The organism is Streptomyces sp. NPDC059679, assembly GCF_042734105.1.
Lineage (GTDB): Bacteria > Actinomycetota > Actinomycetes > Streptomycetales > Streptomycetaceae > Streptomyces.
The window spans coordinates 35416-53177 of the sequence record NZ_JBHWES010000040.1 but is presented as its reverse complement, the minus strand read 5'-3'; the positions used below and the strand labels follow the sequence as shown (position 1 = coordinate 53177).

Genomic DNA, 17762 nt, shown 5'->3' with positions numbered 1-17762 from the left:
GCGCCGTACCTCACAACCACCGGTACGGCGCCCTGTGTTGCCCTACACTCACCGGCATGTCGGGCCCGTGTTTGTTCGTCCCGCCCCGCCGCATTCGCCGTGGGGCCGCCCTGACGGTGGTCTTCGTGAGCGTGCTGGCCACGGGAGCCGCCGTCGGCTCCTGGGGCGCCGAGGCCGAGGACGGCCGGGACCCGGCCGATGCCCGGATAGCGTCCCGTTCGGTATCGAGCACCGTCGAGAGCGACGAGGTCAAAGCGGCCGCCGCACAGGCCGAGGAGGACGGCAAGTCCGGCTCCAAGGCCGCCCGCGAAGTGGTCAGCCGCAGCGGTGACCGATGGGGCGCGGTGTACAGCGCCCGCGAGTACGAGGGCTTCCGCCGCAATCTCGACGGCGAGTACGTGGGCGTGGGGATCTCCGCCCGCCTGAGCACCGGCGGCCGGATCGCGGTGGACCGCGTCCAGCCCGGCAGCCCCGCCGCGAAGGCCGGCATCCGCGCCGGTGACCGGCTGCGCACCGTCGACGGCCGGACGACGACCGGCCGCCCCGTCACCCAGGTGGTGTCCTGGCTGCGCGGCGGCGCGGGCGAGGCCGTGGGCAGCCAGGTCGAGGTCGGCCTGCAGCGCGGCGACCACAGCTGGCGGCAGACCCTGCGGCGGGCGCGGCTGGCCACCGAGCCGGTCACCGTCGACCGCCTCACCGATCAGCACCCCGCCGCCGTCCGGATCAAGATCGAGGCATTCACCCGGGGCTCGGGCGACCAGGTCCGCCGCGCGGTGCGGGCCATCCCCGAGGGCCAGGGCATCCTGCTCGATCTGCGCGGCAACTCCGGCGGCCTGGTCTCCGAGGCCGTCACCACCGCCTCCACCTTCCTCGACGGCGGGCTGGTCGCCACGTACGACGTACGGGGGGAGCAGCGGGTGCTTGAGGCCCGGCGCGGCGGTGACACCGACTCCCCGCTCGTCGTCCTCGTCGACGGCGGCACCATGAGCGCCGCCGAAATGCTCACCGGCGCCCTCCAGGACCGCCGCCGCGCCGTGGTCGTCGGCTCCCGCACCTTCGGCAAGGGCTCCGTCCAGATGCCCAGCGAGCTCCCCGACGGCTCGGTCGCCGAGCTCACCGTCGGCCACTACCGCACCCCCACCGGGCGCGGCGTCGACGGCAAGGGGATCACCCCCGACCTGTCCGTACGCGGCGACGACGAGAAGAGCGCCGAAACGCGCGCGCGGACAGTATTGAGTGGCCTCGGGGGCGGGTCATAGTGCGAGAATGACAGCGCTATGGCAAAAGAGACGGGGCGCAAGCTGATCGCGCAGAACAAGAAGGCGCGGCACGACTACCACATCCTCGACACCTACGAGGCCGGTCTGGTGCTGACCGGTACCGAGGTCAAGTCGCTGCGGCAGGGTCGGGCCTCGCTGGTGGACGGCTTCGCACAGCTCGACGGCGGCGAGGCGTGGCTGCACAACGTGCACATTCCGGAGTACAGCCAGGGGACGTGGACCAACCACTCCGCCCGGCGCAAGCGGAAGATGTTGCTCCACCGCGCGGAGATCGACAAGCTGGTCGTCAAGACCCAGGAGACCGGCCACACCCTGGTCCCGCTGGCGCTGTACTTCAAGGACGGCCGGGCCAAGGTCGAGGTCGCCCTCGCCAAGGGCAAGAAGGAGTACGACAAGCGGCAGACCCTGCGCGAGAAGCAGGACCGCCGCGAGTCCGAGCGGGCGATCTCCGCGGCGCGGCGGCGGCAGCGGGCCTGACTGGGGCCTGACTGGGTGGGCCGTACCGTCGCGCTGGCCTGACCGGCGGGAATACGCTGGCACTATCGTGCGTTGTTCACGTACGATAAGGGCTGCACCCCCGCAGAGGGGTGCGGCACCACCTTGATAACACCACATGGGGATGATCGGTTTCGACAGCGGCTGTCGAAGCAGGGGAAGCGAGCCGAGGAAGCGGCAATGATCTCGTAAACCATATGCCGAAACCTATAATCGCCAACACCAAGCGCGATTCCTTCGCCCTCGCTGCCTAAGTAGCGACTTGCGAAGTGTCAGCCCGGGGCTGTTCCCGACCCGGATCCTGGCATCAGCTAGGGGACTAAACCACTAGACCCGGTCACGGGGCCTGGTGGGAAATCAAACAGTGACTGAGCCCGTCGGAGACTTGTCCGCGTGATCTCCGGGGCCGAGAAAATCACAGCGGACTGCGCTCGGAGAAGTCCTGGTTCCACACCGTTGGACGCGGGTTCGATTCCCGCCATCTCCACTCATCCCATGTACGACGAGGGCCCCGCGGTCAGCAGACCGCGGGGCCCTCGTCGCGTTCGGGCTCGGGCGCACGGCCGCTAGGACCTGTCCCGTGCGTCAAGCAGCTCGTCCCAGTGCTCCGCTGCCCACGCGCATGCGAAATACAGCGGCTCCAACATGCTGCGACCCAGCTGCGTCAGCGCGTACTCCACCCCGAGTTTCGGGTCGGTGTGCACCGTGCGTGAGACGAGCCCGTTCCGCTCCAGGCCACGTAGTGACTGTGTGAGCACCTTCGGGGTGACGCGGTGCAGTGGCACACGCAGCTCGGAGAATCGGCGGGGACCGTCTTCCAGACAGCGAATGACCAGAGCTGCCCACTTGTCGCCGAAGCGGAATGGCAACAGCGAGGACGGACACAGTTCGTCGAACATGTCCGGGGGCAGCGGCTGGCGGCGTGTCATGCTCTCTCTCCTGCCTGTGGGCTGGGGTCGTTAGCCGGTCTCGGCTTCCGGTCTCGGTATCCAGGAGGTAACTGCCCTTGCGGATACCTTCCGGAGCATCGACTCAACGGGAGGTATTCCGACGATGGGCAGGTTCGTGATTTTCGGAGCCGGTGGCCGGGCCGGCCGGCAGGCCGTCGCTGAAGCGCGTCGGCGTGGTCACCAGGTCACCGCGGTGGTCCGCGACCCGTCCCGCTACGGCGGCCTGGCGGACGGCGGCGTACGGATCGCCGCCGGGGATGTCACCGACGCGGCGGATGTCGCCGCCCTCGCGGCCGGGCATGACGCCGCGATCAACGTGGCGGCGGTAATCGACGCGAGGGCATTCTTCACCAGCGCCGCACACGCCCTCATCAAGGGCCTGCGGCAGGCCGGGGTGGACCGGCTCGTCGCGGTCGGGATCGCAACGCTACTGCCCGGCCCCGACGGGACCCGCCTGCTCGACATGCCCGGCTTCCCCGCCGAGTTCCGGCCCTTCTGCCTGGCCCACGCCGACGGACTCGAGGCGCTTCGGGCCGAAGGCGCCGCGCTGGACTGGGTGTATGTCAGCCCAGTCGGCGACTTCGACCATGAGGGGGAGCGCACCGGCCAATATGAGATCCGCGAACACGGTGACCTCGCGGCGCGCATCTCCTACGCGGACTTCGCCCTCGTCCTGCTCGACGAGGCCGAGACCCCACGGCACCACCGCAGCCACCTGGCCGTGACATGACCGGACACTCGGCCGGCCTTGTCTCGCTGAGCTCAGACAAGGCGGTGTTCCCAGTGCAACGCGGAGCTGACTTTCTGGCCACCGATCCAGTACGTGTGGGAGCGGGCGGTGACGCGGAGCCGCACGGTGCTGATGTCCGGGCATCCGGCGTCTTGCCAGGCGATGAGCGCCTGTTCGATGGCGTCCCACAGTGCCATCGGCCCGCCCTGCCGTACGGTCCAGCCGGAGCCGTCCTCGATGAACGCGGCGAAGGATTCACGGTCGGCGTCGAACACGTAGAGCTGCTGGCTGCCATCGCTCCGGGCGGCGCGTACGAGCTGGGCGCCGGGCGCGGCGAGTTGGGCGAGGAAGGCGGGCATCCACTCCTCCAGCAGCGTCGGCGAGACCTTCGTCTCGCGCTCGCTGTCGGCGTAGGCGGTGCGCGCCGACAGGTCCCCCGCGAGCGGTGTGGCGGCCTGGGAGCGGGCCTGCATGAACGATGACTCCCCGATGATCAGTCCCTCGGTCGTGCCGTCGTCGTTCACGGTGACCTTGGCGAGACCGCTGCCGTACGCCCATGAGCCGGGGGCGAGGGTGGTGAGGATGATGCCGCCCGGTTTGGTCTGGCGTACCCAGGTGTGCGGGATGCGGCGTACCGCGCATGTGGCGATGGTGCGGTCGTAGGGGGCGCGGCGGGGGTGGCCCAGGAGTCCGTCACCGGTCAGGGTCCATGTCGAGTATCCGGCGGCCTCCAGGGCGGCGTCCGCACGGGTGGCCACGCCCGGGTCCACCTCGACCGTGGTGACGTTGTCCTCGCCGAGCCGGTGGCACATCAGGGCGGTGGAGTAGCCGGTGCCGGTGCCGATCTCCAGCACGGTGTGACCGTCCTCGACGTCCAGGGCTTCGACCATGCTGACGACCGTGACGGGCGTGGTGGACGACGACGTGGGCACGCCGGGGACGGGTTCGGCGGTCTGGTCGGCGGTGAGGTGTCCGTCCAGCTGCGTCACCAGGGACTCGTCGCGGTAGGCGATCCCGGCCATTCCCCGGGGTCGGTGCCGAGCGCCGTCACGGGCCGCCAGCGCCCGCCGTCGGCGGGCAGGAACACGCCGGGCTGGAGGAACAGCTCACGCGGCACGGCCTCGACCGCCGCCCGCCACTTCGGGTGGGTGAGGACTCCGGCCTCCTGGAGCCGGTCTGCGAGGGCGCGCCGTTCAGGGGCGGTTTCGGGCGTCATCCGGGGTTGTCTCCCTGGGCGAGTAGGTCAGCGAAGGCGGCGGCCATCGGCAGGCCGGTCTTCTCTTCCAGCCACCCCCATTGGCCGTTCGGGTTCAGCTCCAGCCAGTGGGGTTCACCGTCGCGGTCGAGGGCGAGAGCAAAGCTCCCCGAGGAGAGGCCGAAGTGGTCGAGGTAGTCGAACAGCGCCTTCTCCAGTCGACCCGGCAGGTCCATCACGCTGTACGACAGGGCGGAGTAGTCCTTGCGCCAGTCCAACAGGCCGGAGTCGATGCGCACGGCGAACGACTGCCGGCCGACGACCAGCACCCGCAGGTCCGCCACCTTGTCCACACGGGCCTGGAACAGGTGCGGAGCCACGGCCACGCTGTCGTCCACCTCGTCGGCGGTGACCGGCTCGGCCCAGCTCGTGAGGCCGATGCCGTCTCGCTCGTACGGCGTCCCCCGCAGCGTCTTGGCGATCACCTGGCCGTGCGCGGTGATGAACCGTCGTACCTCGTCGGGGTCGTTGGTGACCAGCGTCGCGGGCACGGTGAGACCTAAACGTACGGCTACGGCGAGTTGAGCGGGTTTGTAGTCGGCTGCCGTGTTGCGGGCTGGATGGTTGATCCACAGAGGGCCGTCGAGTGCATAGAGGGCGCCCGCGAGTCCGTAGCGGACCTGCGCTGCGGCATAGCGCGCGTCGTCCGGGCCCAGGTCCTCGAAGGTGGGCCAGACGGGGCGACGCCAGTACACCGCCCGTACGTGCTCCACGTCGGCGGTCCTCGACGGGGTACGGAACCGCCCGGCCACCGGGGCGGAAGCCGGGCGGTCACCGAACCGAGCCGAGACCGTCAGTTCCCCGGCCGGGAGGTCCTCGGGGTTGAAGCGGACCACCGGAATACCGCGCTCGTTGAGGTGAGTGATCACCATGTCGGCGGTGATGTCCAGCAGTTCCGTGACCACCAGGACGGGGCTCGTGTCGGCCATCGGGGTCAGTCCTGCTGGGAGTCCTGGTCGTGGCCCGCGTCGTTGCGGGAGTCCAGGTTCGTCACGGTCGATGTCGAGGTGGCGGAGCTGGTGCCGTGCTTGTCCATCTCGACGATTAGGCCATCACCATCGCGGAACACGCCGGTCTGGGTGTCCGGGTCGATGGTGACGGTGGTGAACGGCATGTGCGCCGATGTGGGGTACGGGCCGAGTCGGCGCAGACCCCAGGGGCGGACCGAGGCGAGCTGGCGAGGAGCGGTGCACGTGGTCATGGCTTCTCCGTTCGGGGGAGGGTGGAGTCGGGTGCCAACGACCGTACGGTCGGCGAGATTTGAGCCTCAAGAAAGTTCTATGAAGTTGCGCGACATCACCTGAGAGTGTCAATGGCCGCCGTGATGAGCGACTGGGCCTTCGTGCCGTAGACGGCCATGCGTTGCAGCCGGGCGAACGCTTTCACGTACACGTCGATCTCACCGGGCGAGGTGATGTTGATCTCCGCCGACAAGGTCTCCACCTGTACCCGCTCATCGTCGAAGATCATGAATGTCTCGACGGGCCATATGCGGCGCTGCGCGGTGAACGGGATCACTCCAAAGGCCACCGACGGGATCGACAGCACCTCCAGGAGGTATCCGAGCTGTCCGGCCATGACGGAAGGGGACCCGATGCGATAGCGCAGCGTCGTCTCTTCGACCAGGAGCACGAAGCGATGGCGACCTTCGTGGATGACGCGGGAGCGGTCCAGGCGGGCGGTCGCGGCGTCGGCGGCGTCGTTGGGGGTTCCCTGGAACTGGCTGATGGTGGACAGCAGCGCTTCGGCGTAGCCGTGCGTCTGGAGGAGGCCGGGCACGACGTTGGAACAGTAGACGCGGAACAGGCTGGTGCGGTCGTACAACGGGACGTCAACCTCTTGGCGGCGTCGGATGCCTGTCCGGTGGATCCGCTTCCACTCGACATACATCTGGTCCGCGTCCCGGCTGGCCGCGATCAGGTCGGGGGCGTGCCGGGGCGCGTCACATGCCTGGCACCACTTGCGGATGTCGTCGTCCGAGGGCGGTGTATGACCGTTCTCCAGCCGAGAGACTTTGGATTTGTGCCAGCCGCACCGAGCCGCCACCTCATGGGCCTTGAGCCCTGCTGTCTTGCGGATGTCCACCAGGCGGGCGGCGACGGCTTCGCGAGCAGCCTGGGCTGAGGACGAGGGCGAGGCGTTCATGAAGGCGGCGGTCCCGGGGCAGCAGAGGTGTCAGCGGATCGAGTACTCCTCGTGCGGGGTTGCCCGTTCCCAGATTGCGGTGAACGCGTCAGCGCACAGCTTGATGACTGCCGGGTCCTCCGATGCGTCGGGCTCGATGGCGGCGCCGTTGCCGGAGAACAGGTTGAACCGCACGATCCGGTCGTCGATCAGCCAGAAGTCGTTGCCGGGGAGGGCGAGATCTGACGCACGACGCCGTGGAAGCCACCGTACGTGCTCGCCGGCTCGGATGTTGGCCGGGGTGATCGCGTGCTCGAAGCGGATGTAGTCGGTCACGGGCTCCGAGACGATCCGGGCGCGGCGGACGGACACACCTCGCGCCACGGTCCGCTCAACCAACGAAACCCAGGGGCGCCAGTAGTCCGAGCCGTAGGCGGGCAGGGCGCCTTCCTTCCGCCACGCCTCTACGACGTACCGCTCCTCGTCCACACCGTAGTGGTCGCGCATCTCCAGGTGGAGCGCCGAATACTGGGCCGAGTCCAGGAGTTCGTCAAAGCTGGGCACGTTCTGCGGCATCGCACGCCTCCCTGATCAGCGGCACCATCCGCGCCGGGATGCGGATGACGGCCTCGGTGTCGGGCTTCGGGCTCCGCTTCGCGCACTCGGCCTCGGTGGCCTCGTCCGCGACCCAGCCCTGAAGCACGATTTCGGGTTCGGACTTCGTATCGGTGTCGACCCAGACCGCCGGGCAGTTGCCTGCGCCGGTCTCCGGGTCGATCCCGACGAACTGTAGATCCATGACCGCCTCCAGCGTCGAGTGGGTTGCGCTATGTTGCGCACCCATTACACTCGGATCTACCCAGCCAACCACGTTCCGTGACATACGGGTTCGAGTCAAGGCGACAAACACGGATGGTTTCGGCCACCCCCGCAGTAGTCCTGCGGGGCCCTCGGCGAATCACCGGGCGCGGCCGTCGGGGTTTGGGGACGACATCACGGGGCGCGGCGGCGTACCCACGTGGCGGCCCCTGTGATCGCAGGGGCCGCCGTCATGGGCGTTACTTGTGTGGGTCAGGCGGCGGGCAACTCTCCATCGGTCACGGCAGTGATGAAGGACGCCCAACCGTCCGGCGACACCAGGAGCGCCGGGCCGTTGGGGTCCTTGGAGTCGCGGATCGCTATCCCGCTGTGGGCGGACATCGACAGGTCGGCGACCTCGACGCATTCGCCCCCGGCATTGCTGTAGGACGACGTGAACCAGTTGGCGCCCTTCAGATCCGATGCCATCACCGTGGCAGGGCGAGTGTTCATTGTGTGATCTCTCTCGATAGTTGGTGCAGAAACTTCGGAGTGTCTTGAGGAGACAGAGCGGCTGCCGCCATGGCCTCGAACATGCGGGAGAACCGCCCGACATCGCGCGGCTTGTCCGTGACGGCGACGGTGCTCCAGGCGGTATCGGTCTGAACCGTTGTCGGCAGGCCGTCGCCGAGGATCATGATGTTGACATGATGGAGGGCAACGTAACCGCTGCTCGCCTGGGGGAGAACTTGTAGGGTCACGTTCTCCAGGGCGGCCAGTTCGGCGAGGGCGGCATACTGCTCGCGCATGGTGTCCGCGTCAGCGATGGCGTAGCGCAGCGCCGGCTCGTACAGGACCGCCCAAACCTTTAGCGGGTCATCGTCGCGGGTCAGGGCCTCCTGTCTCTTCATGCGAAGCTGCACGCTCCGCTGCATGAACTCGGTGGTGATCTCGTCAATGGGCTTGTGCAGTTCGTGCACGGCCTGCGCGTACGCCATGGTCTGCAGCAGGCCCGGAACGAGGACCGGGTGGAAGATGCGGACTTCCCGGGCTGCGGACTCAACGCCGAGGAATCGCGGCATGCCCGACAGCATGGCGGTGCTGGGACCGGTCCACCACTCCCGGCTGGATGCCTCGCGCTGGAGGGCGACCAGCCGGTCCACCTGCTCTTCGTCACTGATGCCGTAGCGCTCCAGCAGCTCTCGCAGGTGTCCGGCCTGCCGGAAAGACTTCCAGCCGGTCTCGACGCGCTGCAGCGTGCTCTCGTCGAAGTGCAGGCCCTCGACCGCCTGCGCGATGGTGAGACCGGCCTCCTTCCGTAGCTGACGCAGTTCGTGCCCGAGCCCGATACGCCTTGCGGTTGGCTGCGGTTTTGCGGCCATGTGCCCTCCATCCTGGCGCACGTGCGCGCCGTCGGCTGCCTTGTGTTCAGCCTGGCATCCGTTGTGCATACGGCAGAAGCCATACGCATGCTTTGGCATGTGCCATTTCTGCTGCCAAGGCTGATTTCGAGCAGATTCTGTTGCGCTCAACTCTGCCACGCGGGCACGGTGGTTGAGCCCTGGAGCGCAATCAGGGCGAGATGCGAAGGAGCGGCGGTGACGGATGCCCAGGCCCTATCGCATCTCGTACGGGTCCCTGAACCGCGCGTCAGGCACTGACCACACAACCACCGGCCACATGCAGGACCCCCGCGACGCGACTTGGGAGGGTGCGTCCGGGGGTGGTGGCCATCAACCCCACGGAGGTTGACGACATGACACACGCTATCGCGTGGATCTTCGAAGCACTGCTACGGCTGTTGTTACCGCCGTCGGGTCGTCACCGCGCGGCCCGTACTGCGGGCGGCCGACCCTCAGTGCAGCACCAGCACGCGTCAACGACACGCACAGCACGCGTGCCCGACGCACCTGCCCGACCCAGGGCGGCGGAGCACGTGAACGCCTCCGCCGCGGCGTTCAGCCCGGTCTCCGGTCCGCCGGACGGTCACAGTGCCGCCATGGTGCGGCCCTACGCCGTGGCCGACGAGCAGCGGAGCAAGCGCCGCCCGCGGGTGGAGTTGGTGTGTGCGCCACACGGGATGGTGGTGATCCGGTGACCGCCGACGGCCGGATCAGGCCCGTCCCGTCCCCCGGGTGCGCTCTGTGCGCCGCCCCTGGCGACTTCGGGCCCCACGACCACGCCGTGCCGCGCTCGGGGCTGTGCCCCGCGTGTGTCACGGCCGCGAAGCCCACCCGCGAAGGTCTGGAGTGCGCGGTGGTGATCGTCGCCGGACAGACTCTCGCCGGAGCCGAAGCCCTCGACCTTGCCGACGCCGCGCCGGAAGAGCTGGCCTACCACCTGGGCGCGGTGAAGCGGAGCCTGTGCAGCCTGCTCCAGCTCTACGCCCCGGTCGGGGGAGAGGGAGGCCGTTGATGGCCGACAGCCGGCCGGACCGGGGCGAGCGGCCGAAGATGACGATGCGCGTCTACACCGTGGCGCACGGCGGGATCGTCACCGCACGGCGCGCGATCGTGGCCGTCCTCGCCGGGGAGAAGAGCGACCCCTACTCGGTGGGGCAAGCCTGGCCGCCGTGCCAGTGCCCCCGCCACCGCGACCGTAACAACCCGGACCGCTTCACGCGGTTCTGAGATCGCTCCCCAGCCCCAGCCCCAGGGCTCGGCTCTCATGGGCGGACTGGGGCTGGGGAGGCGAAGCGCGAGGTGGTCACCGCCGCGCAGCGGCGTCAGTCAGCCGCCGCCACCGGTTTCCGCCTCGTCGGCCGTTTGGCAGCCCCGGTGAGGGATCCGCGCAGCTTGTGCGTGGCACGGGCGCAGCCGTCGCCGACGCGGGCCAGGAAAGAGGTGGGCAGGAAGACGGCGTCGCAGACGATGATGGTCAGCGACATGAAGGGGATGCCGATGAGGATCCCGATCCCCGCGTGCTCCAGCGTCAGGAGCACCAGCATGATGTTCTTGGCTCTGCGGTTGAGCAGGGTGAAGGGGAAGGACGCCTGCGCCAGCACCGTGCCGTAGGTGAGCAGGAAGACCACCAGCATGTTGGACGAGAGCAGGTCGCTGAGCCAGGGCCATGGGCGGTAATAGTCCAGGTGCAGCGCGTAGTAGACGGCGGTGCCGTCCTGCCAGCGGGAACCCTGGATCTTGTACCAGCTCGACGTCAGGTAGATCAGGCAGATCTGGCCGGCCACCACCAGCATGGCGCAGTTGTGCACCATGGCGGTGGCACCGTTCAGCAGGGCGCGGGTCCGGTGCCAGGGGAACCAGCGGTTCGCCGCGTACCACAGTCCCTGGGCGCCCCAGAGCGTCCAGAAGAACACGGACCAGGCTTCCACTCGGGTTCCGTACACCCAGAGCAGCAGCAGTCCGAGCAGCTGCCACATCGCCACGCCTGCCCGCCGGCAGCGGGCCTGAGGTCCGTATCGCCGGTCGCGGCGCGCGTCGAGTGACCAGACCGCCCCGCAGCGGACGAACACCAGGTAGATCGCCAGGAGGTGGACGGCGTTGTCGCCGCCGTCCATGACGAAGGGGTTGCGTGCGTGAATGGAGAGGACGCCGACCATGAACAGCACGGATGTCCCGCGGGTGTGCCAGCCGAGCATGAGCAGCACGGCCACGATGATCGTGGCGTGGTAGACCAGTTCGAACCACCACCGCCCGTCCCACCAGATCAGCACGGAGAAGGCGTGGTTCTCGGCGAGCACCGAGCCGGCCATGTCCCACGACCAGGGGCTGCGGTCGCCGAACAGCACCCGGCGGTGGGGCCACTCGCGGAGCAGCCCGGCGGCGACGACGAAGGCAAGCCCGATCCGCAGCACCGCGGCCTGATGGGGCACGTGGACCCGGGCGGCCCAGGCGATGAGTGCCGCCGGCCGTCCGGGGAGACCCGTGTCGGGCGGGGCGGTGGCATTCCCGGGCGGGGCCGCGGGGGCGGCGGGGCCGGGGACCCGGGCCGGGCCGGAGGGCGCGGGGAGGGCCGAAGCCCGCTCAGTGGTCTCGGGGTGCACGTCAGAGCCCTTGACAATCCTTGTTCTGTACCCGCCACCAGGGCAACACCTGGTTCACGGGCCGGTCGGTGGTGGTCGGGGAAGCCCATGAGGGCGGCGGCACGCGGTCGAACCGGAACCGGAACTGCAGACCGGTGATCCGCTGCCCTTGATACTGCGGCATGAGGCGTTGTAGAGCGGTGCGCTTCAGGTTCGCGGCCATCAGCCGGGCCTCCCGGGGGTGGCCGGGCAACTGGTCGTGCCACAGCGCGTAGTAGTCCCAGGCGTAGAGGAGGAGATCCTGGTCCGTGCGGCTGGGCAGCAGGTTGCTTCGGACGGCGGCGATGTCGGAGGCCGAGAGGTCGGTCCAGCCGGCGGTGTGGCGGGCACCTGTGCCGTTGACCGTCCTCACCCGGGCCTCGATCTGCCCGTTCCCCTGGGGTGGATCCGGGGCGAACAACTTCCAGTTCTGCTCCAGCTCCGGGTGTATGTGGTCGGCGATCCACCGCGGATAGTGCCTGCTGAGCGTGTTCGGCGGCGCGACGCTCAGCGCGACCGTTCCCAAGTGCCACGCGGCCGCGCCGAACAGCGCGATGGCGACGGCCGCGAGCACGGCCGTCGAGGAACGGGACCACGCCCCCAGGGCGCGGTTGTCCTGCTGCTTCACCCTGCTCCTTGAAATCTCTGCTCGCTGCTTCAGACCGGCTTCGGCACCGGGATTTTTTGCCCTGCGGGTGCGGGCGCCGGTGCGGGCGCGGGTGCCGGTGCGGGAACGCTGCTGCGGCTGTCGCAGTCGTTGCGCTGACGCGCCTCGCCGGAGCCGAGGTTGACGCAACGTGAGCCGACACCGTCGGCGGGGTCGTGGGTGGGGAAGGGGGAGAAGACGGTGCCCGCCCCGGAGAAGGGCCACCGGTATGTCTCGGCGTGGCTGGCGACGCCTCCGTACGCCAGCGCTCCTACGGCTACGACGAGTGCGCTCAGCACGCGGAAGCACTTCTTCATGGGACAGCCTTTTGTCGGGAAAGGGGGATCTCTGCCGTCGTAGCGTCCACTTGGCAGGCGGCCAGACGGGGGAACGACACCTGAGGCGGCGGTGCGTTCACCCGGACGGCGGCATGGGGCCGGGTGGCTCCCTGGTGGCTCCCTGGGCTCACAACCGCTCGTAGTCCCGGCCCCGCACCGGCCACCAGGGAAGTACCCGGTAGTCGGGGCGGTGAGCCGTGACCGGCCCCCTGTCCCACGGCGGCGATGGCACCTGGTCGGTGCGGCACCGGACCTGGAGGCCGGTGATGTGCTCTCCCTTGTACCGCCCCATCAGGCGTTGCAGCACCGCCCGTTTGAGATGTGCGGTCGACAGTCGGCCTTCCGAGCCCAAGGGCTTCTCGTGCGGGGTGTGCCACACCTGGTAGAAGGACCATGCCATCGGAAGGACGTCCTCGTACGCGTGGCTCGGCAGCGTGCCCCTCATCGCCGCCAGGTCGGAGGCGGTGAGGTCCAGCCACCGTCCCGTTCGGGCAAAGCCTTTGCCTCCGGTCGTCCGTACGCGGGCTTGGACCCGGATGGTCGCCTGGGGCGGGTCGGGGGCAAAAAGCTTCCAGTTCTGGTCCAGCTCAGGATCGACGTAACTGCTGACCAGCGGCGCGTAGCGGTGGCTGACGTGGTTCGGGGGCACGGTGGCCAGGACCATCGTGGCAAAGTGCCAGCCCACAGCGCCGAGCAGGACGGCTCCGAACACCCCCAGCGCGGCCAGGGACGAACGATGCCGCACCGCCGGGGCACGATCAGACTGCTGCTCCACGATGCTCCTCGCCCGTCTGCCACACCAGTGGACATGTTGCGCCGGTAGCTTTCCTGCGACGGGCACGGTCGGCCGGGCGACACGTCCTCAGCTGCCCGGATTGCTCCGATCGGAGCAGCGCGGGTGATGATATGGCTGACCGCGGGGTGGCCGCGCAAATGGCGAGGGCTGTCGGCCGACCGAAGGGCCCTTGTCGCGCTGTGGGAATGCGCCCAGCCTCGCCATCAGAAGCGCTACGCACCGCTCGGCGAGGTCACCCGGCTCGGGCGACCCGAGTCAGGCCCCGGGGCGGCCGTCGTCCGGGTCGACGGGATCCCCGGGATGAGGGGGGCCGGCGCAGGCGGGCTCGGCCGGGCCGGTGGCGCCGCTCAGGGAGCCGACGAGGACGCAGGGCCGGCCCAGCCTGCGCAGCAGCGGCAGGCGGGCGTCGTGCGGGTGGGTGGCCACGATGATGATGCCGTCCGCCATGGCGCTGTCCGCGACGCGGCGCAGCCCCTCCTCGCCCTCCTCCTGGGTGAGCAGCAGAACGTCGTGGTCGTGGCGGCGGGCGGCGGCGACGATGTGGGCGGCGAACCGCATCGCGGTCGTGACGTCGCCGCCTTCGCGCAGTGGGGTCACCAGCGCCAGGACCCGGGTGCGGCTGCTGGCCAGGGCGCGGGCTCCGGCGTGTGGGCGGTAGCCGAGTTCGCGGATGCTGGCGTGGATGCGGCGCCGGGTGGCGTGGAGATGGGCCGTTTGCCGCTCAGGGCGTAGCTGACGGTGCTGGGCGAGACCCCGGCGTGCCTGGCTGGCCACATCCGCGATCCTGACCGTGGGCCCTCTTCATGTCCACCAGGCGGGCGGCGACGGATGCGCGGGCGGCCTGGGCTGAGGACGAGGGCGAGGCGTTCATGAAGGCGGCGGTCCCGGAGCGGCAGAAGTGTCAGCGGATCGAGTACTCCTCGTGCGGGATTGCCCGTTCCCAGACGGCGGTGAAAGCGTCTTGATCGCCGCCGCCCCCGTACGCGCCCTCCCACCGCACCCGGAAGAAGAAACTCGGATCATCCGGCAGGAGATCACCGGGGTCGTTGTAGTAGACGACAAAGACGCGGAAACGCACCCGCCGCCGGGGCGGGTCCAGTTCGAGAACGCGTACGCCGTATCCGCCGGAATCGCCATGTGGCCTTCGTCTCGCTTCTGGGGTCTCGGCGCGTTCGTCGGCCTCTCGTCCGCCGATGACGACAGCGGCGCGTACAAGCCGTCGAAGGAGGTCACAGCGCTGTGAGCGGAAACGCTCGACGGCAACACCGCCACCCCGGAGAACAATATCTGTGGTCGCGAAGTAAGAAATCGACGCGGCGCGCGAGAAATATTCCTGAGGCGGCAGGCGGTGCGGAATTGTTCACTACGCAGGGCCGATGTCGACGTGCTACTGTCGGCATCAGTTGCAGGTGTGGTTGCCAGAAGATTTTTCCGACGGCTGATCATCACGGCGACACGGAATCCGCACAGGGTGCGTATTTCTGACACCGCCTCCGAAGGAGAAACAAATGGCTACTGGCACTGTGAAGTGGTTCAACGCGGAAAAGGGCTTCGGCTTCATCGAGCAGGACGGCGGCGGCGCCGACGTCTTCGCCCACTACTCGAACATCGCCGCCCAGGGCTTCCGTGAGCTGCAGGAAGGCCAGAAGGTGTCATTCGACATCGCGCAGGGCCAGAAGGGCCCGACGGCTGAGAACATCGTTCCCGCCTGACGCACCGGCACTGACGCATACTTCGCAGTTGGGGCCCGCACCTTGGGGTGCGGGCCCCAGCTCGCTTTATTTTGAGGGTGATTCGACCCTGTCATTTCCGGCTCGTTCTCGCGATTCTCTGCGCCGCTCGGTTTGCTGCGGAAATTCCTTGATACGTGCCCACGTCGAGGAAGGTCCCGCATGAACCGCACCCGTACCACTCGCACATATGGCCGCTTCGGAGGAAGTGCTGCCGCAGGTCGCTCCGGCGTTCCGCGCCGTTCCAACGGTTACGGAAACCGACAGGCCGCGCAGGGCGAGTTCGCGCTGCCGAAGACGGTCACGCCCGCGTTGCCCGCCGTCGAGTCGTTCGCCGATCTCGTCATGCCGGCGCCGTTGCTGTCCACGCTCGGACGGGAAGGCGTGACCGTACCGTTCCCGATCCAGGCGGCGACCCTGCCGAACTCCCTGGCCGGCCGTGACGTACTCGGTCGCGGCCGCACCGGGTCGGGCAAGACCCTCGCCTTCGGCCTCGCGGTACTGGCCCGTACGGCGGGTCGGCGCGCCGAGCCGCGCCGGCCACTGGCGCTGGTCCTCGTCCCCACCCGTGAGCTGGCCCAGCAGGTCACCGACGCGCTCGCTCCCTACGCCCGCTCCGTGAGTCTGCGGCTCGCCACCGTCGTCGGCGGAATGTCCATCGGCAGGCAGGCCGGGGCGCTGCGCGCCGGCGCGGAGGTGGTCGTCGCGACGCCCGGTCGGCTCAAGGACCTCATCGACCGGGGCGACTGCCGGCTCGTCGACGTCGGCATCACGGTTCTCGACGAGGCCGACCAGATGACCGACATGGGCTTCATGCCCCAGGTCACCGCCCTGCTCGACCAGGCGCGCCCCGAGGGTCAGCGGATGCTCTTCTCGGCCACCCTGGACCGCAACGTCGACCTGCTGGTCCGCCGCTACCTGACCGACCCGGTGGTCCACTCCGTCGACCTGTCGGCCGGTGCCGTCACCACGATGGAGCACCACGTACTCCACGTGCATGACGCGGACAAGCACCGCACGACCACCGAAATCGCGGCCCGGGACGGCCGGGTCATCATGTTCCTGGACACCAAGCACGCCGTGGACCGGCTGGCCAAGCACCTGCTGAACAGCGGTGTCCGCGCCGCGGCCCTGCACGGTGGCAGGTCCCAGCCGCAGCGCACGCGGACCCTGGCGCAGTTCAAGGACGGTCACGTCACGGTCCTGGTGGCCACCAACGTCGCGGCCCGCGGCATCCACGTCGACAGCCTCGACCTGGTCGTCAACGTGGATCCGCCCAGCGACCACAAGGACTACCTGCACCGTGGCGGTCGTACGGCCCGCGCCGGCGAGTCCGGCAGTGTCGTCACCCTCGTGACCCCCGGCCAGCGCCGCGCCATGAGCCGGCTGATGGCTTCGGCCGGAATTACCCCGCACATCACCCCGGTCCGCTCGGGCGAGGCGGAGCTGAGCCGCATCACAGGTGCCCAGGCGCCCTCCGGCGTCCCGGTGGTCATCGCCGCGCCGGTCGTGGAACGCCCCCGCCGCGCGTCTTCGCCGTCCTGGGACCGCCGGGGCCGCACCGGCAAGGGCCGATCCGTCGGCGCGGGGGTGCGCCGCAGGGCACAGCGGCAGCCCGGCGACAACTCGGCTGCCTAGGCCCGGCGCGGTCCCCGGGGCCGCCGTGGTCTCCCTGGAGCCGCAATGGCCACCAAGCCGATCAACCCCTACCGCAGGAGGCACCCTTGACGCCAGCTCAGACGCAGTACCGCATGCCGGACCCCGCCCCCGTGACCGTGGTCGACGACATCGAAGCGTACGGGCCTCGGGTTTGTGACGACATGACCGTCGAGGTGGCTCTGGCCGTCATGGCGGGTGCCCGTGTCGAGTACCTGACCGTGTGCGACAGGGACGACCAGAGCACGGGCTTGATCACCCTGGTCCGGCTCACCGTTCTCCGCGACAGTTCCACGTACACGGACCGGATCCGTCTGCGGGACGTCCTCGGCGGATCGCTGCCCTCGCCCGTCGCCCGCCCCGGCGGCGCCGGTGAAGTACGGCCGAGTTCCGGGCGTCTCCTCGCCCTCTTCCGCTGATCCGCCTCGCCCCGGACAGCCCGTTCTCCTTCTCTCCGTGACTTCTCTCCTGTGAGGCATCATGCGCTGTGTCATCGCCCGGTACCCGTTCGACCTGACCAAGGCCGGGGTGCTGGCCTCAATGAAGGGCGTCAGACCCGAGCTCGTCACGGGTGAGTCCGTAACCATCGGCCGCCGCCGCTACCCCGTCAAGCAGGTGGGCCAGGTCATCACGCGACAGGACCGCCGTGACTTCACGGTCGGCGAAGTCACCCGGGCCATGGCGCGCCTCGGCTTCACCTGCCACGACTGCCCCGAGGCCGCGCCCGTGGGCGTGGGTGTTCCCACTCCGCTCCGGACCGCGTCGGCGTTGTTCGGCGGGACCGGCCCCGTGGGTGTATGAGGACGGGCGGGAAACCGCCTTCAGGATCCCGGTGGGGGCCGGGCGCCGCGCCGGGGCGGGGGCCCCCCCCCCGGGGGGGGGGACCGCCGCGAAACAAAGCGGGGGCACCGGGGGCAAAAAAGAAAACAACACGGGGAGAAAA

General features: G+C 69.2%; 23 protein-coding genes, 1 other RNA gene and 2 pseudogenes. 12 read left to right on the top strand and 14 right to left on the bottom strand.

The window, feature by feature from the left end:
• Positions 1-56: 56 nt before the first annotated feature.
• The 3 genes from ACFV2X_RS33555 (at position 57) to ssrA (ending at position 2265) form a co-directional block, all read left to right on the top strand.
• Positions 57-1259, top strand: coding sequence for a S41 family peptidase (locus tag ACFV2X_RS33555; protein ID WP_385623851.1), 1203 nt, complete (start codon positions 57-59; stop codon positions 1257-1259).
• Positions 1260-1277: 18 nt separating this feature from the next.
• On the top strand, positions 1278-1757 hold the full coding sequence (smpB, locus tag ACFV2X_RS33550; RefSeq protein WP_385623849.1) for an SsrA-binding protein SmpB: 480 nt from the start codon (positions 1278-1280) through the stop codon (positions 1755-1757).
• Between the two features lie 138 nt (positions 1758-1895).
• Positions 1896-2265, top strand: a transfer-messenger RNA (tmRNA) gene (ssrA, locus tag ACFV2X_RS33545).
• A gap of 76 nt (positions 2266-2341) precedes the next feature.
• Here ssrA and ACFV2X_RS33540 read toward each other — a convergent pair.
• Positions 2342-2704, bottom strand: coding sequence for a winged helix-turn-helix transcriptional regulator (locus ACFV2X_RS33540; protein WP_385623847.1), 363 nt, complete (start codon positions 2702-2704; stop codon positions 2342-2344).
• Between the two features lie 124 nt (positions 2705-2828).
• Between ACFV2X_RS33540 and ACFV2X_RS33535 the strand changes: the two genes are divergently transcribed.
• Positions 2829-3455, top strand: coding sequence for an NAD(P)-dependent oxidoreductase (locus ACFV2X_RS33535; protein ID WP_385623844.1), 627 nt, complete (start codon positions 2829-2831; stop codon positions 3453-3455).
• A gap of 32 nt (positions 3456-3487) precedes the next feature.
• On the opposite strand, the pseudogene tgmC reads toward ACFV2X_RS33535, so the two are convergent.
• The 8 genes and pseudogenes from tgmC to ACFV2X_RS33495 form a co-directional block, all read right to left on the bottom strand.
• Positions 3488-4671: pseudogene (gene tgmC / locus ACFV2X_RS33530) on the bottom strand (ATP-grasp peptide maturase system methyltransferase).
• Positions 4668-5639 (bottom strand): ATP-grasp ribosomal peptide maturase, encoded by a 972-nt coding sequence (tgmB, locus tag ACFV2X_RS33525; RefSeq protein ID WP_385623842.1) that lies wholly within the window; start codon positions 5637-5639, stop codon positions 4668-4670. The pseudogene tgmC and the gene tgmB overlap by 4 nt, the downstream one beginning before the upstream one ends.
• A 5-nt stretch (positions 5640-5644) precedes the next feature.
• Positions 5645-5911 (bottom strand): putative ATP-grasp-modified RiPP, encoded by a 267-nt coding sequence (gene tgmA / locus ACFV2X_RS33520; RefSeq protein ID WP_385623840.1) that lies wholly within the window; start codon positions 5909-5911, stop codon positions 5645-5647.
• Between the two features lie 95 nt (positions 5912-6006).
• On the bottom strand, positions 6007-6855 hold the full coding sequence (locus ACFV2X_RS33515) for a helix-turn-helix domain-containing protein (protein WP_385623837.1): 849 nt from the start codon (positions 6853-6855) through the stop codon (positions 6007-6009).
• A 30-nt stretch (positions 6856-6885) separates the two neighbouring features.
• Complete coding sequence (locus tag ACFV2X_RS33510) at positions 6886-7410, bottom strand: DUF6879 family protein (protein ID WP_385623835.1); 525 nt, start codon at positions 7408-7410, stop codon at positions 6886-6888.
• The gene (locus ACFV2X_RS33505) at positions 7385-7633 is read right to left on the bottom strand and encodes a hypothetical protein (protein ID WP_385623834.1); all 249 of its coding nucleotides are present in this window, start codon (positions 7631-7633) and stop codon (positions 7385-7387) included. The genes ACFV2X_RS33510 and ACFV2X_RS33505 overlap by 26 nt, the downstream gene beginning before the upstream one ends.
• A gap of 272 nt (positions 7634-7905) precedes the next feature.
• Positions 7906-8145 carry a DUF397 domain-containing protein gene (locus tag ACFV2X_RS33500; protein WP_385623832.1) on the bottom strand — a complete coding sequence of 80 codons (240 nt, stop codon included), beginning with the start codon at positions 8143-8145 and terminating at the stop codon, positions 7906-7908.
• Entirely contained in the window at positions 8142-9173 is a 1032-nt protein-coding gene (locus ACFV2X_RS33495; protein WP_385623830.1) for a helix-turn-helix domain-containing protein, read from the bottom strand. Before ACFV2X_RS33495 ends, ACFV2X_RS33500 begins: the two co-directional genes overlap by 4 nt.
• A 395-nt stretch (positions 9174-9568) precedes the next feature.
• On the opposite strand from ACFV2X_RS33495, the gene ACFV2X_RS33490 reads away from it, so the two are divergent.
• The 3 genes from ACFV2X_RS33490 to ACFV2X_RS33480 are packed head-to-tail and all read left to right on the top strand — an operon-like array spanning position 9569 to position 10262.
• Positions 9569-9730: a hypothetical protein gene (locus ACFV2X_RS33490; RefSeq protein ID WP_385623828.1), complete on the top strand. Its 162-nt coding sequence runs from the start codon at positions 9569-9571 to the stop codon at positions 9728-9730.
• Positions 9727-10047, top strand: a complete 321-nt coding sequence (locus ACFV2X_RS33485; RefSeq protein WP_385623826.1) for a hypothetical protein — start codon at positions 9727-9729, stop codon at positions 10045-10047. The genes ACFV2X_RS33490 and ACFV2X_RS33485 overlap by 4 nt, the downstream gene beginning before the upstream one ends.
• On the top strand, positions 10047-10262 hold the full coding sequence (locus ACFV2X_RS33480; RefSeq protein ID WP_385623825.1) for a hypothetical protein: 216 nt from the start codon (positions 10047-10049) through the stop codon (positions 10260-10262). Before ACFV2X_RS33485 ends, ACFV2X_RS33480 begins: the two co-directional genes overlap by 1 nt.
• A gap of 95 nt (positions 10263-10357) precedes the next feature.
• Here the strand turns inward: ACFV2X_RS33480 and ACFV2X_RS33475 are convergent, their stop codons facing one another.
• From ACFV2X_RS33475 to ACFV2X_RS33455, 5 genes and pseudogenes are all read right to left on the bottom strand, one after another.
• Positions 10358-11635, bottom strand: a complete 1278-nt coding sequence (locus ACFV2X_RS33475) for an HTTM domain-containing protein (protein ID WP_385623823.1) — start codon at positions 11633-11635, stop codon at positions 10358-10360.
• A gap of 1 nt (position 11636) precedes the next feature.
• Positions 11637-12281, bottom strand: a complete 645-nt coding sequence (locus tag ACFV2X_RS33470) for a DUF5819 family protein (protein WP_385623821.1) — start codon at positions 12279-12281, stop codon at positions 11637-11639.
• Between the two features lie 29 nt (positions 12282-12310).
• Positions 12311-12598 (bottom strand): hypothetical protein, encoded by a 288-nt coding sequence (locus ACFV2X_RS33465; protein ID WP_385623818.1) that lies wholly within the window; start codon positions 12596-12598, stop codon positions 12311-12313.
• A gap of 166 nt (positions 12599-12764) precedes the next feature.
• Positions 12765-13412 (bottom strand): DUF5819 family protein, encoded by a 648-nt coding sequence (locus tag ACFV2X_RS33460; protein ID WP_385623816.1) that lies wholly within the window; start codon positions 13410-13412, stop codon positions 12765-12767.
• 339 nt (positions 13413-13751) lie between these two features.
• Positions 13752-14209, bottom strand: a pseudogene (locus ACFV2X_RS33455) (LacI family DNA-binding transcriptional regulator); the annotation flags it as partial.
• A 185-nt stretch (positions 14210-14394) separates the two neighbouring features.
• On the opposite strand from ACFV2X_RS33455, the gene ACFV2X_RS33450 reads away from it, so the two are divergent.
• The 5 genes from ACFV2X_RS33450 to ACFV2X_RS33430 all read left to right on the top strand — a co-directional run bounded on the left by ACFV2X_RS33450 (position 14395) and on the right by ACFV2X_RS33430 (position 17620).
• Positions 14395-14676, top strand: a complete 282-nt coding sequence (locus ACFV2X_RS33450) for a hypothetical protein (RefSeq protein WP_385623813.1) — start codon at positions 14395-14397, stop codon at positions 14674-14676.
• A gap of 265 nt (positions 14677-14941) precedes the next feature.
• Positions 14942-15145, top strand: coding sequence for a cold-shock protein (locus ACFV2X_RS33445; RefSeq protein WP_030224351.1), 204 nt, complete (start codon positions 14942-14944; stop codon positions 15143-15145).
• A 180-nt stretch (positions 15146-15325) separates the two neighbouring features.
• The gene (locus ACFV2X_RS33440; protein WP_385623811.1) at positions 15326-16801 is read left to right on the top strand and encodes a DEAD/DEAH box helicase; all 1476 of its coding nucleotides are present in this window, start codon (positions 15326-15328) and stop codon (positions 16799-16801) included.
• 86 nt (positions 16802-16887) lie between these two features.
• On the top strand, positions 16888-17238 hold the full coding sequence (locus ACFV2X_RS33435) for a CBS domain-containing protein (protein ID WP_385623809.1): 351 nt from the start codon (positions 16888-16890) through the stop codon (positions 17236-17238).
• A gap of 61 nt (positions 17239-17299) precedes the next feature.
• Positions 17300-17620, top strand: coding sequence for an SCO5918 family protein (locus tag ACFV2X_RS33430; RefSeq protein ID WP_358640967.1), 321 nt, complete (start codon positions 17300-17302; stop codon positions 17618-17620).
• Positions 17621-17762: the final 142 nt, after the last annotated feature.

What these genes read in the sequence shown, in the direction of transcription:
- ACFV2X_RS33555 (WP_385623851.1), top strand. Translation starts at nt 57, where the DNA reads ATGTCGGGCCCGTGTTTGTTCGTCCCGCCCCGCCGCATTCGCCGTGGG.
- smpB (WP_385623849.1), top strand. Translation starts at nt 1,278, where the DNA reads ATGGCAAAAGAGACGGGGCGCAAGCTGATCGCGCAGAACAAGAAGGCG.
- ACFV2X_RS33540 (WP_385623847.1), bottom strand. Translation starts at nt 2,704, where the DNA reads ATGACACGCCGCCAGCCGCTGCCCCCGGACATGTTCGACGAACTGTGT.
- ACFV2X_RS33535 (WP_385623844.1), top strand. Translation starts at nt 2,829, where the DNA reads ATGGGCAGGTTCGTGATTTTCGGAGCCGGTGGCCGGGCCGGCCGGCAG.
- tgmB (WP_385623842.1), bottom strand. Translation starts at nt 5,639, where the DNA reads ATGGCCGACACGAGCCCCGTCCTGGTGGTCACGGAACTGCTGGACATC.
- tgmA (WP_385623840.1), bottom strand. Translation starts at nt 5,911, where the DNA reads ATGACCACGTGCACCGCTCCTCGCCAGCTCGCCTCGGTCCGCCCCTGG.
- ACFV2X_RS33515 (WP_385623837.1), bottom strand. Translation starts at nt 6,855, where the DNA reads ATGAACGCCTCGCCCTCGTCCTCAGCCCAGGCTGCTCGCGAAGCCGTC.
- ACFV2X_RS33510 (WP_385623835.1), bottom strand. Translation starts at nt 7,410, where the DNA reads ATGCCGCAGAACGTGCCCAGCTTTGACGAACTCCTGGACTCGGCCCAG.
- ACFV2X_RS33505 (WP_385623834.1), bottom strand. Translation starts at nt 7,633, where the DNA reads ATGGATCTACAGTTCGTCGGGATCGACCCGGAGACCGGCGCAGGCAAC.
- ACFV2X_RS33500 (WP_385623832.1), bottom strand. Translation starts at nt 8,145, where the DNA reads ATGAACACTCGCCCTGCCACGGTGATGGCATCGGATCTGAAGGGCGCC.
- ACFV2X_RS33480 (WP_385623825.1), top strand. Translation starts at nt 10,047, where the DNA reads ATGGCCGACAGCCGGCCGGACCGGGGCGAGCGGCCGAAGATGACGATG.
- ACFV2X_RS33445 (WP_030224351.1), top strand. Translation starts at nt 14,942, where the DNA reads ATGGCTACTGGCACTGTGAAGTGGTTCAACGCGGAAAAGGGCTTCGGC.
- ACFV2X_RS33440 (WP_385623811.1), top strand. Translation starts at nt 15,326, where the DNA reads ATGAACCGCACCCGTACCACTCGCACATATGGCCGCTTCGGAGGAAGT.
- ACFV2X_RS33430 (WP_358640967.1), top strand. Translation starts at nt 17,300, where the DNA reads ATGCGCTGTGTCATCGCCCGGTACCCGTTCGACCTGACCAAGGCCGGG.